The organism is Micromonospora arborensis (assembly GCF_003205615.1).
GTDB lineage: Bacteria > Actinomycetota > Actinomycetes > Mycobacteriales > Micromonosporaceae > Micromonospora > Micromonospora arborensis.
Genome location: NZ_PYBV01000056.1, coordinates 1 through 14,325, shown reverse-complemented (window position 1 = coordinate 14,325; position 14,325 = coordinate 1). Strand labels below are relative to the sequence as shown.

At 70.1% G+C, this 14,325-nt stretch carries 22 protein-coding genes; 15 read left to right on the top strand and 7 right to left on the bottom strand.

Annotated features, from left to right (window positions below):
• The 4 genes from C7C45_RS30820 to C7C45_RS30805 all read left to right on the top strand — a co-directional run.
• On the top strand, nucleotides 1–395 hold a 395-nt coding region (locus tag C7C45_RS30820), incomplete at its 5' end, for a hypothetical protein (RefSeq protein WP_110568052.1).
• 520 nt (nucleotides 396–915) lie between these two features.
• The gene (locus C7C45_RS30815; protein WP_244200657.1) at nucleotides 916–1,449 is read left to right on the top strand and encodes a cell wall-active antibiotics response protein; all 534 of its coding nucleotides are present in this window, start codon (nucleotides 916–918) and stop codon (nucleotides 1,447–1,449) included.
• A gap of 65 nt (nucleotides 1,450–1,514) precedes the next feature.
• Nucleotides 1,515–2,489, top strand: a complete 975-nt coding sequence (locus tag C7C45_RS30810; RefSeq protein WP_110568047.1) for a pirin family protein — start codon at nucleotides 1,515–1,517, stop codon at nucleotides 2,487–2,489.
• A 137-nt stretch (nucleotides 2,490–2,626) separates the two neighbouring features.
• Entirely contained in the window at nucleotides 2,627–3,295 is a 669-nt protein-coding gene (locus C7C45_RS30805; RefSeq protein WP_110568045.1) for a hypothetical protein, read from the top strand.
• 272 nt (nucleotides 3,296–3,567) lie between these two features.
• Here C7C45_RS30805 and C7C45_RS30800 read toward each other — a convergent pair whose 3' ends face one another.
• Together C7C45_RS30800 and C7C45_RS30795 are read right to left on the bottom strand one after the other, a co-directional pair.
• On the bottom strand, nucleotides 3,568–4,200 hold the full coding sequence (locus C7C45_RS30800; RefSeq protein WP_110568043.1) for a DUF1345 domain-containing protein: 633 nt from the start codon (nucleotides 4,198–4,200) through the stop codon (nucleotides 3,568–3,570).
• Nucleotides 4,201–4,278: 78 nt separating this feature from the next.
• A complete protein-coding gene (locus C7C45_RS30795; protein WP_110568041.1) occupies nucleotides 4,279–4,551 on the bottom strand; it encodes a DUF2795 domain-containing protein in 273 nt (90 codons plus the stop codon).
• Between the two features lie 158 nt (nucleotides 4,552–4,709).
• Between C7C45_RS30795 and C7C45_RS30790 the strand changes: the two genes are divergently transcribed.
• From C7C45_RS30790 to C7C45_RS30765, 6 genes are all read left to right on the top strand, one after another.
• Nucleotides 4,710–5,120, top strand: coding sequence for a DUF2267 domain-containing protein (locus C7C45_RS30790; RefSeq protein WP_110568039.1), 411 nt, complete (start codon nucleotides 4,710–4,712; stop codon nucleotides 5,118–5,120).
• Between the two features lie 207 nt (nucleotides 5,121–5,327).
• Nucleotides 5,328–6,353 carry a TerC family protein gene (locus C7C45_RS30785; protein ID WP_110568058.1) on the top strand — a complete coding sequence of 342 codons (1,026 nt, stop codon included), beginning with the start codon at nucleotides 5,328–5,330 and terminating at the stop codon, nucleotides 6,351–6,353.
• A gap of 71 nt (nucleotides 6,354–6,424) precedes the next feature.
• Nucleotides 6,425–7,024 carry a sulfite oxidase-like oxidoreductase gene (locus C7C45_RS30780; protein WP_110568037.1) on the top strand — a complete coding sequence of 200 codons (600 nt, stop codon included), beginning with the start codon at nucleotides 6,425–6,427 and terminating at the stop codon, nucleotides 7,022–7,024.
• A gap of 7 nt (nucleotides 7,025–7,031) precedes the next feature.
• Nucleotides 7,032–7,796: a ferredoxin reductase gene (locus tag C7C45_RS30775; RefSeq protein WP_110568056.1), complete on the top strand. Its 765-nt coding sequence runs from the start codon at nucleotides 7,032–7,034 to the stop codon at nucleotides 7,794–7,796.
• Between the two features lie 35 nt (nucleotides 7,797–7,831).
• The gene (locus C7C45_RS30770; RefSeq protein ID WP_110568036.1) at nucleotides 7,832–8,125 is read left to right on the top strand and encodes a DUF6510 family protein; all 294 of its coding nucleotides are present in this window, start codon (nucleotides 7,832–7,834) and stop codon (nucleotides 8,123–8,125) included.
• Nucleotides 8,126–8,202: 77 nt separating this feature from the next.
• Complete coding sequence (locus tag C7C45_RS30765) at nucleotides 8,203–8,853, top strand: hypothetical protein (protein ID WP_146247453.1); 651 nt, start codon at nucleotides 8,203–8,205, stop codon at nucleotides 8,851–8,853.
• Nucleotides 8,854–8,913: 60 nt separating this feature from the next.
• On the opposite strand, the gene C7C45_RS30760 is transcribed toward C7C45_RS30765, so the two are convergent.
• Nucleotides 8,914–9,630 carry an MBL fold metallo-hydrolase gene (locus C7C45_RS30760; RefSeq protein ID WP_110568031.1) on the bottom strand — a complete coding sequence of 239 codons (717 nt, stop codon included), beginning with the start codon at nucleotides 9,628–9,630 and terminating at the stop codon, nucleotides 8,914–8,916.
• 110 nt (nucleotides 9,631–9,740) lie between these two features.
• On the opposite strand from C7C45_RS30760, the gene C7C45_RS30755 reads away from it, so the two are divergent.
• Both C7C45_RS30755 and C7C45_RS30750 read left to right on the top strand, forming a co-directional pair.
• The gene (locus C7C45_RS30755) at nucleotides 9,741–10,298 is read left to right on the top strand and encodes a TetR/AcrR family transcriptional regulator (RefSeq protein ID WP_110568029.1); all 558 of its coding nucleotides are present in this window, start codon (nucleotides 9,741–9,743) and stop codon (nucleotides 10,296–10,298) included.
• On the top strand, nucleotides 10,295–10,714 hold the full coding sequence (locus tag C7C45_RS30750) for a hypothetical protein (RefSeq protein ID WP_110568027.1): 420 nt from the start codon (nucleotides 10,295–10,297) through the stop codon (nucleotides 10,712–10,714). Before C7C45_RS30755 ends, C7C45_RS30750 begins: the two co-directional genes overlap by 4 nt.
• A 1-nt stretch (nucleotide 10,715) precedes the next feature.
• On the opposite strand, the gene C7C45_RS30745 is transcribed toward C7C45_RS30750, so the two are convergent.
• Nucleotides 10,716–11,006, bottom strand: coding sequence for a hypothetical protein (locus tag C7C45_RS30745; RefSeq protein WP_110568025.1), 291 nt, complete (start codon nucleotides 11,004–11,006; stop codon nucleotides 10,716–10,718).
• A gap of 207 nt (nucleotides 11,007–11,213) precedes the next feature.
• On the opposite strand from C7C45_RS30745, the gene C7C45_RS30740 reads away from it, so the two are divergent.
• Both C7C45_RS30740 and C7C45_RS30735 read left to right on the top strand, forming a co-directional pair.
• Nucleotides 11,214–12,014: a helix-turn-helix domain-containing protein gene (locus C7C45_RS30740; RefSeq protein ID WP_110568022.1), complete on the top strand. Its 801-nt coding sequence runs from the start codon at nucleotides 11,214–11,216 to the stop codon at nucleotides 12,012–12,014.
• A complete protein-coding gene (locus C7C45_RS30735; protein WP_110568021.1) occupies nucleotides 12,005–12,193 on the top strand; it encodes a DUF397 domain-containing protein in 189 nt (62 codons plus the stop codon). Before C7C45_RS30740 ends, C7C45_RS30735 begins: the two co-directional genes overlap by 10 nt.
• Here the strand turns inward: C7C45_RS30735 and C7C45_RS30730 are convergent.
• Complete coding sequence (locus tag C7C45_RS30730) at nucleotides 12,171–12,494, bottom strand: hypothetical protein (protein ID WP_110568018.1); 324 nt, start codon at nucleotides 12,492–12,494, stop codon at nucleotides 12,171–12,173. The two genes, C7C45_RS30735 and C7C45_RS30730, sit on opposite strands and share 23 nt — an antisense overlap.
• Before the next feature lie 117 nt (nucleotides 12,495–12,611).
• Complete coding sequence (locus C7C45_RS30725) at nucleotides 12,612–12,974, bottom strand: winged helix-turn-helix transcriptional regulator (protein WP_244200656.1); 363 nt, start codon at nucleotides 12,972–12,974, stop codon at nucleotides 12,612–12,614.
• A gap of 53 nt (nucleotides 12,975–13,027) precedes the next feature.
• Here C7C45_RS30725 and C7C45_RS30720 point away from each other — a divergent pair, with 53 nt between their 5' ends.
• On the top strand, nucleotides 13,028–13,792 hold the full coding sequence (locus C7C45_RS30720; protein ID WP_110568016.1) for a group II truncated hemoglobin: 765 nt from the start codon (nucleotides 13,028–13,030) through the stop codon (nucleotides 13,790–13,792).
• Between the two features lie 21 nt (nucleotides 13,793–13,813).
• Here C7C45_RS30720 and C7C45_RS30715 read toward each other — a convergent pair whose 3' ends face one another.
• Nucleotides 13,814–14,221, bottom strand: coding sequence for a pyridoxamine 5'-phosphate oxidase family protein (locus C7C45_RS30715; RefSeq protein ID WP_110568014.1), 408 nt, complete (start codon nucleotides 14,219–14,221; stop codon nucleotides 13,814–13,816).
• Between the last annotated feature and the right edge of the window lie 104 nt (nucleotides 14,222–14,325).

Below are 14,325 nucleotides of genomic sequence, written 5' to 3'. Positions count from 1 at the left end.
TCACCCTCGACGACGAGCAGGTCGGCAACGCGAAGGCGATCATCGCGGCCACGAAGAAGGCCGGTCTGCCCGAGCGGGCCGCGGTCATCTCGATCGCGACGAGCCTGCAGGAGTCGAAGCTGGAGAACCTGGGTCACCTCGGCGACATGAACGACCACGACTCGCTGGGCCTGTTCCAGCAGCGGCCCAGCTCCGGTTGGGGTACCCCCGAGCAGATCACCGACCCGGCCTACTCCACCACCGCGTTCCTCACGGGCCTGCGACAGGTCGACGGGTGGCAGGACATGCCCCTGACCCAGGCCGCGCAGACCGTGCAGGTCTCCGCCTACCCCGACGCCTACGCGCAGTGGGAGCAGCAGGCCGCCGACCTCGTCGGCCAGTACTGGAACAGCTGACCCCCACACCCCCCGCACGACCCGACCGCTGGCCGGCACCCCGAAACCCGGGTGCCGGCCAGCGGCATACCCGCACCCGCGCGGCCCGTGCTGGCGCCGCCCAGCGTCCCGAGCCCGCGTCGATCATGGACTTTTAGCGACGGGAGTGTTGGCGCCGAGTGATCCGGTTGGCTGGTGGGTACGTAATCGCCGACGGGGACGGCGAAGGGACGACGACATGCCCGTGGCGGGAGAGAGCACGGATAGCCGGCCGGACGTTGCTCCGAAGCCCCCGGGGGGTGCGGCGTTGCCGCGCCAGCGCTGGTCCATCGGCGCTCGCCTTCTGGTGGCGGCCGCGGTCGTCGCGCTGGTTCTTGGCGCCGCTGCGGTTGCTGTGCTCCTCGTTGATTCGTACCGCGCTGGTACGGGACACGACGGCCGGGGCGCGGCTTCTGGCGAGCAGGTGCGGACCGCCCCGCTCGCGGGTCGGCAGACGGGCACCTTTGTGCTCGCGGATGGCGTGTCCTCGTTCGATCTGCAGGTGGCTGACCTGGGTGACGACCTCTACCGGATCAGCAGCCCGGCCGGTTCGGGTGTGGCGGCTCGGCCGACGGTGCTGGGGGAGACCGTCCGGCTCGGTCTGGTGGAGACCGGGGCGTCCGGGGCGAAAGCCGTGCGGGTGCTGCTCAACGAGCGGGTTGCCTGGCGGCTCCAACTGGTCGGCGGGGTAAGTGGGCAGGTTCTGGATCTGACCCGCGCGCGGCTTCTGGGTGTGGAGCTTGCCGGCGGGTCGACCCGTACCGACCTCAAGCTGCCGCCGATCAGCGATGGCACGTTGACGGTGCGGCTGACCGGCGGGACCGGCCAGCTCGACGTCCGCGTGCCGGGCACACCGCCGGTCCGGGTGCGGGCGGGTGCGGGCGCCGGGTCAGTCGTGGTACGCGACGAACGCTGGGACGGGGTGGCCGCGGGTGCGGTGCTCGGCGCCCCCGGATGGGACCGCGCGGCCGATCGGTTCTACCTCGACCTGGTCGCGGGCGCCGGTGCCGTGACGGTGTCCTCCAGCACTCGGTGAGCCCTGGTCACTGACCCTGCCGGAAGCGCTGCGGCCCCGGGTGGACGTGAGCGTACAGTCGGGCGGTGGAGCGTACCGAATCAATGCTGGCGCAGACCCGACCACCTGGTGTGGCCGACGTCGATCCCGGCAGTGTGCTGTTGCCCGGCCACGACGTGCCGTTGGGGCGGTACACGACGGTGCGGCGGCTGCTGCCGCAGCGCCCCCGCCGCATGGTCGGCGCCTGGTGTTTCGTGGACCATTTCGGGCCGGACGATGTGGCGCAGCGGCCCGGGATGGAGGTGCCGCCGCACCCGCACACCGGCCTGCAGACGGTGACCTGGCTGCTGGAGGGTGAGATCCTGCACCGGGACAGCCTCGGCAACGTCCAGCCGATCCGGCCCGGTCAGCTGAACGTGATGACCTCGGGGAACGGCATCGCCCACTCCGAGCGGTCACCGGCCGCCCATCCGCCGGTGATGCACGGCGTGCAGCTCTGGGTGGCACTGCCGGACCCGGCGAGAGCGGGGGCCGCCGATTTCGCCCACCACGCCGACCTGCCGCGTTGGCGCGACGGTGAACTGGACGTCACCCTGCTGGTCGGCGAGTTCGCCGGGCGGCGGTCGCCGGCGGTGGTGCACACCCCACTGGTCGGCGTGCAGCTGGAGCTGAGTGGCGAGGCGCCGACCACGCTGTCGCTGCGGCCCGATTTCGAGTACGCCGTGCTGGCGATGTCCGGGTCCGCCGAGGCCGCCGGTGTGGGGTTCGAGCCGGGGGCGCTGCTCTACCTGGGCTCGGGACGCCGCGAGGTGACCGTGCGTGGCGGGGCCGGGGCGCGGTTGCTGCTGCTGGGCGGTACGCCGTTCGAGGAACCGTTGGTGATGTGGTGGAACTTCGTCGGTCGCTCGCACGAGGAGGTCGCTGCCGCCCGGGAGGATTGGATGGCTGGGGACCGACGCTTCGGTGTGGTCGCCGACGATCCGGCGCCGCCGCTGCCCGCGCCCGCCCTGCCCACCACCCGCCTCAAGGCCCGTGACCGCACCGGCGGCCTGCACGGCTGACCGTCCCGCCGGGCAGCACGCCCACGCGGCAGCCTGCCGGGGCTGACCGTCACGACCGGCATCGACGCACGCCGCAGCCCGCGCGGCTGACGCATCGGGCGCGCGTGTGACCGGCGGACGCGCGGGTAGTCGCCGACATGCCGACCACTTTGATCACCCCGGTGGAGGATCGGAAGCGCCTGGCGCGCCGGCTCGCCGGCAGCGGGCGGGGCTTCGCCGAGCAGTACGGGTTCCGGGTGACCAACAACCCGGCGAGCCTGTTCCAGGTGCTCTACCTGGCAGTGCTGCTGGGCCGCCGGGGCGACTTCCGGCGGGCGTTGGACGGGGCCCGGGCGTTGCGCGACGAGGGGTGGGACAGCGCCGCCCGACTGGCCCGTTCGTTGCACGAGGACCGGGTGCGGGTGCTGCGCGCGAGCGGTCAGCGTGGTGACGTAGACGCGTTGGCCGACGTGTTGGGTGATCTGGCCCGCGTGGTGGTCGAGCGGTACCGGGGCGATCTTCGCCGGTTGCGGGCGGCGGCGCAGCACGACCCGGCGCGGGAACGGGCGCTCCTCGCTCAGCTTCCCGGTGTCGACGATCAGGTCGTCGACCTGTTTCTCCGCGAGGCGCAGGCGTTGTGGCGGGAGGTGGCCCCGGTCGCCGACCGGCGGGCGTTGGCGGCTGCCCGTCGGCTCGGGCTGGGTAGGTCGGCGGATGACCTGGCCGGTCTGGCCAGCGGTGAGTCGGAGCAGTTGGCCTGGCTGGTGGGGGCGCTGGCGCGGGTCGACCTGGAGCACCGGTACGCGGAGGTGACTGGTCGGCCGTGACGTGCCCTGGCCCACACTTCCCCAAAATCTAACCAAACGGAGGATGTTCTGTCGTATGGTTGGACCCGGCAGTGCTGGCCGCTCGGTTCGAGCGGCCATCCACCGCCTGGTGACCGCGACTGGTTCAGACGCGGTTCACCGCCTGGGCAGGTTTGCGTGGCGCCCTAGGTCGCGGTTCGTGACCAGGGGCGCCCGCCTGTCCCGGCGGTTTTTCGGCCCCGCCCCGTGTCGCTTTCCAGGGCAGGCACCGCACCCTCCGCCCGCGCCGCCACTCAGCGCGCCAGCCCGGCCAGCAGGTTCACGGTCACGGCGATGATGAAGGCACCGAACAGGTACGACACCATCGAGTGCCGCAGCACCGTCCGACGCATCTCGTTGCTGGTCAGGTTGGTGTCGGAAACCTGGAACGTCGTCCCGATGGTGAACGCGACGTACGCGAAGTCCGAGTAGCACGGCGGTTCGGGCTGGTTGAAGTTCACCCCGCCGTCCGGGCCGGTGTAGTAGATCCGGGCGTACCGGGCGGCGAAGACGGTGTGCACCACGCACCAGGAGAGCAGCACGCTGAGGACGCCAAGGCCGCTGGGCGCTTCACGGCCGAGGCCGGGTGGCGCGCTCTGCGCGCTGGCCACGACCAGTCCGACGGCGAGCAGGCTGGCCAGGCAGGCGACGAGCAGCAGCGCGTCGCGGACCGCCCGGTTCGGGTCCTCGTGGACGGCCAGCCGGGCGGTCCGCTCGGCGTCCATCGGCCAGATCTTGTGCCAGACCAGCACGAGCCAGCTCAGCGCGCCCACGTCCCAGCCGGCCAGCGCGGCGAGCGGCAGTGGCAGCAACAGTGCGGAGAGGCCGCCGGCGATGACGCCGACCACCGCCACCACGGCCAGTTGCACCGCGGCCGGGAATCGCATGTCCGGAGGCCGGGCTGGTCGGCCGGCGCGGGTCATCCGCGACACCCGCGTGTCGGGGCTGTGGCCGCCACCGCCGGGTCAGATGCCGCGCAGATGCTGCGAGACGCGGTTGTGCTTCTTGTCCCGGGCCTGCTCGGCCCGTTGGGCGGGGCTCACCTCGGGAGCCGCCTCGATGCCGGCGGATCGGGCCACCTCGTTGCCGTTGGCGTAGTCCACCGGCGGCAGGGCGCGCAACGCCTTCAGGACGTCCGGCGGTGCGCCTTCCCGTTCGGCCTCGCGGACCACGTCGTTCTTCTCGGCCGGGTAGTCCAGGCTCGACAGGTACTGCAGGACGTCGGCGTAGCTCGCCATGGCATGGGCTCCCTCGGGGCATCGATGTGGTCACGACCGGCGGCGGTTACCCGCCCGCCGGCCGGTCACGCCCGCCCGGTCGGAGGAATCCCGGTGCCGTTTCCACCCGGCCGCCGCGGGTACCCGCAGGCGCCGACGCGAGCCCAAGGGAGTACGCGATGAACTACGACACCTTCATCGACCAGGTATCTCAGCGCACCGCGACGTCGTCCGAGCGGGCGGTCGAGCTGACCCGGGCCGTGTTGGAGACGTTCGGGGAGCGGCTGACCGGCGGCGAGGTCCTGGACCTGGCCGCCCAGTTGCCCCAGCCGTTGCAACTGGTGCTCAAACCGAGCCCGAGCACCGAGCAGGCGGACCGGTTCGGGGCGGCCGAGTTCGTCGCCCGGGTCGCGCTGCGGGCACGTGTGGAGGAGCCCGCCGCTCGTGACGCCGCCCAGGCGGTTTTCACCACTTTGCGTGAGGCGATCACGGGCGGTGAGTTCGACGATGTGGTCACTCAACTGCCGCGTGACTACCGGGGCCTGGTGGAGCCGGCGATGGCCCCGGGCGCGACGTTGCGCCGCGCCTGAACGCGGCCCCGCACAGCGGTTGATCAGGGCAACCTTCGATGTCCCGCTTGGCACGGCGATTCGGCCTGGCCTAACCTTGTCGTGCGAGGGGAGTACTTCCCACGAATCATTCCGGTCAGTACGGCGCGCCCGGCGCGCCTCGGGTGGTTGCCCATCAGGTGATGGGTGAAGGAGACCTCGAACATGACGGTGTTCGAGGAGACCCCAATGAGCGAAGTGTCGTACCTGTCCGCCGCCAGTGACTTGTCGTCGGTGGGCACGCCCACGCTGTGGGCGATGACCATCGTCGGCGTCATTCTGCTGCTGGTGCTGGACTTCCTGGTCACGCGCCGCCCGCACGAGGTGTCCATGCGGGAGGCGATCGGCTGGTCGGCGTTCTACATCGCGCTGCCGCTCGCGTTCGGCGCTTGGATCTGGTCCCGCTACGGCTCCGAGCAGGGCGTGCAGTACCTGACCGGTTACCTGGTGGAGAAGTCCCTCTCGGTCGACAACCTCTTCGTCTTCATGCTGCTGCTGGCCGCGTTCGCGGTGCCGGCCGTGCTCGCCCAGCGGGTGCTGCTCTACGGCATCGCCGGCGCGCTGGTGCTGCGGGCCGTCTTCATCGCCCTCGGCGCGGCGGCGCTGCAGACCCTCGACTTCGCCTTCCTGCTCTTCGCGATCATCCTGATCGCCACGGCGGTGAAGCTACTGCGGGACGCCATGTCCGGGCATCAGCAGGAGGTCGACATCAACAAGATGCGCTCGGTGAAACTGCTGCGCAAGGTCATGCCGGTGGTCGACGACTATCACGGCACCCGGATGACCGTCCGGGAGGGCGCGAAGCGGGCACTCACGCCGTTCGCCCTGGTGGTGGTCGCGGTGCTGGCCACCGACATCGTCTTCGCCGTCGACTCGGTGCCGGCCGTTTACGGCATCACCGAGGACCCGTACCTGGTCTTCGCCACCAACGCGTTCGCCCTGCTCGGCCTGCGGGCGCTCTACTTCGTCCTGCACGCGGCGCTGAGCCGGCTGGTGCACCTCAGCTACGGCCTGGCCATCATCCTGGCGTTCATCGGCCTCAAGCTCGGTCTGCACTGGGCGCACGGCATCTGGGACAGCGTGCCGCAGATCCCGACCCTGGCCTCGCTCGGCGTGATCATCGGCGTCCTGGCGGTGGTCACCCTGACCAGCCTGCGCGCCACCCGGGGCGGCGACGTGCCCGAGGAGCGCGAGGTTGTCACCGAGCGGCACTGACCGCACCGGGACGACAGGGAGGTACGCCGGAAAGCTCCCGGCCCGGCCGACGCGGGTGGTACGACTGTGCAATGGGAATCGTGTCACCGGGCTTTCAGGGTCGGCCCCGAACACAGGAGCCGGCCCTGCCACCCGGTCAATACCTGACCGAGGACTTCCCGGTGCTCTCGGCCGGCCCGACGCCCCGGGTGTCCCTGGACACCTGGGAGTTCGTCATCTCCGCCGAGAACGGCAGCGAACACCGGTGGTCGTGGCAGGAGCTGATGGCCCTGCCGCAGGAGACGCCAATGGTGGACATCCACTGCGTCACCCGCTGGTCGAAGCTCGGCACCACCTGGCAGGGCGTCTCACTGGACACCCTGCTCGCCGACGTCGACACCGGGGCGCACTTCGCGCTCGCGCACTCCTACGGCGGGTACACCACCAACCTTCCGCTGGACGACCTGCGCGGCGGTCGGGCCTGGGTGGTGCACACCTTCGACGGTGCTCCACTGCCCGCCGAGCACGGCGGGCCGGCGCGGATGCTGGTGCCGCACCTCTACTTCTGGAAGTCCGCCAAGTGGGTGCGCGGCCTCCGACTCAAGACGATGGACGAGCCGGGGTTCTGGGAAACGGCCGGCTACCACGACTACGGCGACCCGTGGCGCGAACAGCGGTACCAGGGTGACTGAGCGCGCCGTGGCGACGAGCAAACCGCCCCGGACGGCCAACCGGTGGCAGGTCGGCCGGCTGGTGGAGCGTCGGGTGGAGACACCGACCGCGCAGACCCTGGTGCTGGAGGTGCCGGACTGGCCGGGACACCTGCCGGGGCAGCACGTCGACCTGCGGCTGACCGCCCCGGACGGTTACCAGGCGGCACGGTCGTACTCCATTGCCGGGCCCGCCGTGGACGGCCCGGGTGGCCCGCGCATCGAGGTGACCGTCCAGCGTGTCCGCGACGGTGAGGTGTCCCCGTACCTCATCGATGTCTTTGGTGACGGCGACCCGTTGGAGGTCCGCGGACCGCTCGGTGGGTGGTTCATCTGGCGGCCGGAGGAGACCGCGCCGGTGCAGTTGGTCGCGGGTGGTTCCGGCATCGTGCCGCTGATGGCGATGATCCGGGCCCGGCGGGCCACCGGCAGCAAGGCGCCGTTCCGGCTGATCTACTCGGTGCGCACCCCGGGCGACGTGATCTACGCCGACGAGCTGCGCCGCCGGATCCGCGACGACTTCGGCCTGGACATCGCGTACGTCTACACGCGCGAGGCACCCGAGGGTTGGCGCGGCGATCCGCACCGGATCGGGCTCGCCGATGTCAACACGCACGGCTGGCCACCGGACCTGGAACCGCTCAACTACATCTGCGGTCCGACCGCGTTCGTGGAGACCGTGGCCGACCTGCTGGTGGGGCTGGGCCACCCGTCGCGGCGGGTCAAAACCGAACGCTTCGGCCCCACCGGCTGAACGCCCGCTCGCTCACGCAAGGTCGAGGAGATCCAATGACCGAGATGTCGTACCTGGACGGCAACATGCTCGACGGTCCGATGCACGAGCTGTTCACCGTCGACCTGAGCACCGCGATGGGTCGCTGCGAAAACTGTGGGATGACCGGCTCGATGGCCAGCCTGCACGTCTACTCGCACGCACCCGGCCTCGTCGGCCGCTGCCCGTCCTGCGAGGCGGTGATGGTGCGCCTGGTCCGTGGGCCCGACCGGGCCTGGCTGGACATGCGTGGCACGACCTATCTCCAGGTGCCGATGCCGATGGAGCAGACGTTCCCCGGCCCGCTCTGACGGATCGCCCAAGCATGATGTGTCGGTAGGCCGTCGACGGCCTTGTGGCGCTTGGGCGCCGTCACGATACTGCGGTCGTGTGGGCAACCATCTCGACTCTGCTGGCCACCTACCTTGTCCTGCGTCAGTTCGGTGTTGCCGAGGAGCATGCGGCGGATTGGGCGGACGCGGCGGCGGTGTTGGTCGCCGTGTTGCTGCTCTGGCGTGCCATGCGGAAGAACGTCGTGTCGACATTGGAGCCCGCGCCACGTGCGACGCTGGCACGTCGCGTGCTGGCGCTGGTCGCCCTGACCTGGTGCAGCAACGCCATGGTGAACGGGCTCGTCGGTGGATTCGTGCCGTTGATTCCGCCCGGCGGTTCTCCTGATCCCGTGATCGCCCTTGCCGCGCGCCTGCACACGACTGTGGTGCTGCCCATCGTCCTGGCCATCATCTTTCAGATCGGACGTCTGTCCGCGACGTGGCTGGCTGTCGGGAAACCTCTCCGGTGGCTCGCGATGATCTCCGTGGTCCCGGCCCTGGTCGCGATAGCGCTGCATCCTGCGATGGTCGCCTTCTCCCAGAACCGAGGCACCATCCCAGTGGGAGATCTCGCGGAGAGACTTCCACTCCTGGCCGCTCTGACCGTCTTGATCTTCTGTGCCTTGGCGCTGGGCAACCTGAGCAGGCGAGAAGAGTTGAGCCAGGAATCGGGCCAGGAGCTGTCTGCCGATGCCCGCCAGGATTGAGGTGCTTGCCGGTGCCGGCCGACGTTCCCTGGCCCACTCTCACGGATCGACCTGGCCGTATCAGGAACTGGCGACGGTCCTGATCGCGCGGATCGCCTCGGCGACTCCACCGGACCACGGCGTGCCGTGGCCGGGTAGCACCCACGATGCCTGAACGCCTTCGAGGCCGCGCAGCGAGGCCAGCGCCTGCTGAGGGTCGTCGGTGAAGGGCGCGGGCTGCGGGCCCCGCTGCCCGGTCAACACGTGCCGGGTGGTCAAGGCGTCGCCGACGAAGATGGCGTCGGCCACGGGAACGTGGATGGCGATGCTGCCCGGTGAGTGCCCAGGGACGCCGATGATGCGTGGTGCGCCGGGCAGGTCGAGCACCTGGCCGTCGTGAACGGCGACGACCTCGGTGAGGTGGGTGGTGCGAAGCCCGCCCTTGCGCATCGCGTACCAGAAGAAGCCGACCGTCGCGCCGAGCTTCATCTGCCCCCACGAATTGTCGGCCTTGACCTCGCCTCGCGCGCGGGCGGCGTCCGCCTCGTGCACATAGACCGGGACGCCGTGGTCGCGCCGGAGCCATTCGGCGAACCCGAGGTGGTCACCGTCGCCGTGGGTGAGGACGACACCCCGGATGTCGTCCACCGATCGGTCCATGTCCGACAGCTCGGCTCGCAGGTCGCGCCAGTGCCCGGTCATGCCCGCGTCGATGACGGTCACGCCCTCGTCGGTGTCGACGAGGTAGGCGGCCACGATGTCATTGCCGATGCGGCGCAGGTGCGGGGCGAGCCTCATCGCCGCGCCTGCGTCGGGATTGCTATCGTCAGCATGATAGCTATGCTACGTAGCCATCATGGCTATGGTCAATAGCCATTGATTGACCCGACGGTCCGGAGGGGAGTGGCATGCCGACGCCTGATCGCACCTCCCTCGATGCCATCGTCCGCGCTGGACAGGACATCCTGGAGTCAGCAGGCCTCTCCGGCCTGACCATGCAGGCCGTCGCCGACCGGGTCGGCGTGCGCGCACCGTCGCTGTACAAGCGTGTGCGCAACCGCGACGACCTGGTGCGACTCATCACCGAAGCCACCGTCCGCGATCTCGGAGAGCGGCTCGCGGCCATCGGGGCCGGCACCGATCCGCGCCGCGACCTGGCCGAGTTGGCCCGGGCCTTTCGCGCGTTCGCGCACGCCCGGCCGCGGGGCTACCAGCTGATCTTCGCACCAAGACCCGACCTCACCGGGCCCAGCACCGAAGCCCTCACCCACGCCGTCGAGCCCGTGCTGCAGGTAGCCGCGAACCTCGCCGGCGAGGCTCATGCCCTGAACGCCGCGCGCACGCTCACCGCGTGGGCGAACGGGTTCATCAGCATGGAGTTGGCCGGCGCCTTCAAGCTTGGCGGCGACATCGACCAGGCATACGAGTTCGGCATCGCCCGTCTCGCCGACGCACTGATCGGATGAGCGCCGGTCGACGGCGGGATACGCCCCTCGTGGTCCGGCTGGTCGTGTCGATCGCCGTGCTGGTCTTCGCCTACGGCGCTGTGGTGCATGTGGTCCAGTTGCTCATGCCCCAGTTCGGGCCGCAACTCGCCCTGCCCGGGTGGCTCACGGTCTACTTCGTGTCGCTGACGCTGTGGGACTCGTTGGCGGCGTTGCTCCTGGCCGCTCGTCGGGTGGAGGGCCTGACGTTGGGCTGCGTCGTGCTGACGACGGACGCGGCCGCCAACTGGTACGCCAACTACGTGCTGGACGCGGCGGTCGGCGTCACCCCGGGCCGGATCGGGCAGGCGGTCATCACCGCCCTCGCCGTCGCCCTCGTCGCACTGACCCCGTGGTTGGCCCCGTGGTTCGCCCGGTCCAAGATTCAGCGCCGCTGAGTCAGCCCGGTGGAGGCGAGACGATGGGACGGCGGAACGGGGTCCAGCCGACGAACCGAGCGAACATCGCCTGCGGGCCGGGCGCCTCATCGGGGTTGAGCCGGTAGAGGTCGCGGGTGGCCTCGTGCAGTTGCCCGCACAGGTAGATGGCCAGCCCGATCAGGTCATGCTCGTGTTCGGCCTTGAGCACCAGCCGGGCGGTGGCGCAGGGCCACGGTCCGCCACAGGCCCGGCAGCACCACATCGGCCGCAGCGGGATGTGTGGCGGCGATCCGCTGATCGACGTCGCCATGAATCAACCTCCGTGAACGTGGGGGAGGGGCCGCCGCGGTACGGGGGATCGCGGCGGCCCCGGCCGATCGCGCCCGCCGGTCCTGCCGGGGCCGAGCGGTCGCGCTACGTGACAGTCTGCTGAAGGTGGCGTTACTGTCGGAAGGCGCGCGAGCCCTACCAGCGCCGACGTACGTGTCCGACGTCCCCGGTGTGCAGAGGTGTACAGGTGGATCGCTTGCCAATGTTGGAGTTGTTCGCCGGCGAGCTGCGTCGGCTCCGGACGACCGCCGGCCTGTCGCAGGAGGCGCTCAGCGAGCGGATCAACTACTCGGCGTCTCTCGTCGCCGCCGTCGAGCAGTGCCGGCGCCCGCCCCGACTGGAGTTCACCGAGCGCAGCGACCGGGTGCTGGACGCCGACGGTCTGCTGCTGCGCATCCGCGAGACGATGATCCGCGAGTCGGTGATGCCGTGGTTCCGCGAGTGGGTGACGATCGAACAGGAGGCCACCGCGCTGCGGTCGTTCCAGCCGCTGGTGCTCCCCGGCCTGCTCCAGACCGAGGCCTACGCCCGTGCCCTCTACGTCGGGGCGAGTCAGCTCGCCGAGCATCAGGTGGACCAGCCTGTCGCCGCCCGGTTGCAGCGGCAGGAGATTCTGGCCCGCGAAGAGCCGCCGCTCTTCGTCGCCGTGCTTGACCACACGGTGCTGGAGCGGCCCGTCGGCGGGCCGGCGGTGATGCGCGAGCAGCTACGTCATCTGCTCAAGGTCGGCCGACGGCCACGGGTGCACCTGCACCTTGTCCCGCGCGACGTGGGGGCATACCCCGGCCTCAACGGGGCGTTCGTGATCGCTACGCCGCCTGATGGTGACGACGTGGCGTACCTCGACAACCCACTACAAGGGACGGTCATCGAGCGGCAGGTGGACGTACGATCACTGCGGCAGTCGTGGGAATCGGTGCGGGCCGAGGCGATGTCGCATGGGCAGACCCTCAGGATGATCTCGGAGGCGGCAGAGGCATGGACCTGACCGGCGCGATCTGGCACAAGAGCACCCGCAGCAGCGGCAATCAGGGTGACTGTGTCGAGGTCGCGGACAACCTCCCGGGCCTGGTGGGCGTACGCGACAGCAAGGACCCGAGCGGTCCGGTGCTGGTCGTCGCACCGGCGGCCTGGCGCTCGTTCGTCACCTTCGCCAAGGCCCACTGAGCCCGACCGGGTGGCTGTATTCGACAGCCGAGCCCCAGACACGCTCGAACGCCTCGCGCGTGATGATGAACGAGTTCCAGTCGTCCCCCGTGTCGTCCAGGCTGGCCTGGCCAAGGCCTCCGTATTGGTCTTCCTCGTGCCCAGGACCGTAGCGAAGAACCGGCCCGCTGACGTACGCCTCGATCTGCCGGACGGGCCACCCGTCCTCACCGACCTCGAAATACCAGACGGACTGGCCCCAGCCGTCGAACTCGTCTCCCCGTGACTCCTCCCACCGGCGGCGGAAGTAACGACTCGGCATGCCGAGAGGGTACCGGCCCCACGCGTACGTCTGCCGCTGTCCGTGCGGTCTCCGTACACAGGTGAACCGAGCCGGACGCGGCCGGCACGTGCGTGACCGGGCATTGTGGCCACACCGTCACGTGGCGGAGGATCCGTCGATGGGGGTACCGGTGCGTGCGGCCCGCGCGGCGCCCCAGTCATAGAGGGCCTGCAACACCGGGGCCAGGCTGAGTCCTTCCGCGGTGAGCCGGTACTCGACGTGCGGTGGTGTGGTCGCGAAGTCGTGCCGCAGGACAAGCCCGTCGGCCTCCAACTCGCGCAGACGCTGGGTCAGCATCTTCTCGCTGACCCCGGGCATCCGGCGGCGCAGTTCGCCATAGCGGTGCACGCCTTCCTTGAGGTGGGCCAGGATCACCGGTCGCCACTTTCCGCCGATGACGTCGACGGCGAGTTCCACCGGGCAGTGGTAGCGCTTGGGCATGGTGGTCTCCCTCGGCACGAACCAGATGGTGCGTACTTGATCATCATCGCTGCGGGTGTTGAGCTGTAGCCATGATCATCGAGTACATCAGGTACCGCGTGCCACCGGAGAGGCTGGACGGTTTCGAGGCGGCGTACGAGCGGGCCGCTGGCGCGCTGAGCGCTGCGCCGCAGTGTGTGGACTACGAGTTGAGCCGCTGCCTGGACGACCCCGCCTGCTACCTGCTGCGCATCACCTGGACGTCGGTGGACGAGCACCTGAACGGGTTCCGGGGCGGCCCGGTGTTCGGGCAGTTCTTCGCCGCGATCAAGCCGTACGTCGAGGACATCCAAGAGATGCGGCACTACGCCCGAACGTCGGTTGCCGGCCCTGGTGGCGCCGCGCCGCCGAGCTTGTACGAGTGGGCGGGCGGCACCGAGGCGTTCATGAAGCTCTGCGATGCCTTCTACCGCCTGGTCCTCTCCGACGACCTGCTCGCGCCGATGTTCGCGCACATGCACCCCGACCACGCCCGGCATGTAGCGGTGTGGCTCGCCGAGGTCTTCGGCGGACCGGCCACCTACACGACGGAGCACGGCGGCTACCGCCACATGCTCGGTCAGCACCTGGGCAAGGCGATCAGCGAGGCGCAGCGCCGGCGGTGGGTCAACCTGATGATGGACGCTGCCGACGAGGTCGGCCTACCCGATGATCCGGAGTTCCGCGCAGCCTTCACGAGCTACCTCGAGTGGGGCACCCGGTTGGCGGTACACAATTCTCAGCCCGACGCGGACCCGATCCGGCAGGCACCGGTCCCACGCTGGGGCCGGGGGGTGGCCCCGCCCTACCGGGGATGACCCACACGCAACGGGGATGGCCTACTGCGCGGTGCCGGCGATCAGCCACCGTCGGACGGGGATCTCCAGGAGAACCCGCTCGCTTCCCGGATCGACAGGCGCGCTGACGTCCCAGCCGCCGTACTTGCTGGCGAATGCCTCGACGACAGTGCTCGGGAACCCGCTCCGGTGCACTCGGGCCGAGCCCTCCGCCACGACGGGTGCGTCCCCGCCCTCCAGGGCCAGGGACACCCGTGGGTCGGCCACCACGTTGCGGACCTTGACGCTGCGGCCGTCGCAGCCGATCCACCAGATTCCGGCGAGGTAGACGAACCAGACCGGCGTGAGGTGCGGGGAGCCGTCGCGCCGCAACGTACACAGCCAGACGTTCAACTCTCGCGCCAGTCGCACCTCGACGTCGGTCGGAGGGACCGAGGGGGTTTGGGCCACCCGGTCAGTGGATCACACGCGTGATGGTTGGGGCGGTCGGTGGCATGATCGACACCACTTCGCCGAGGTTGCTGTGTCAACCGCCCTTGGGCTCAAGTGGTTGT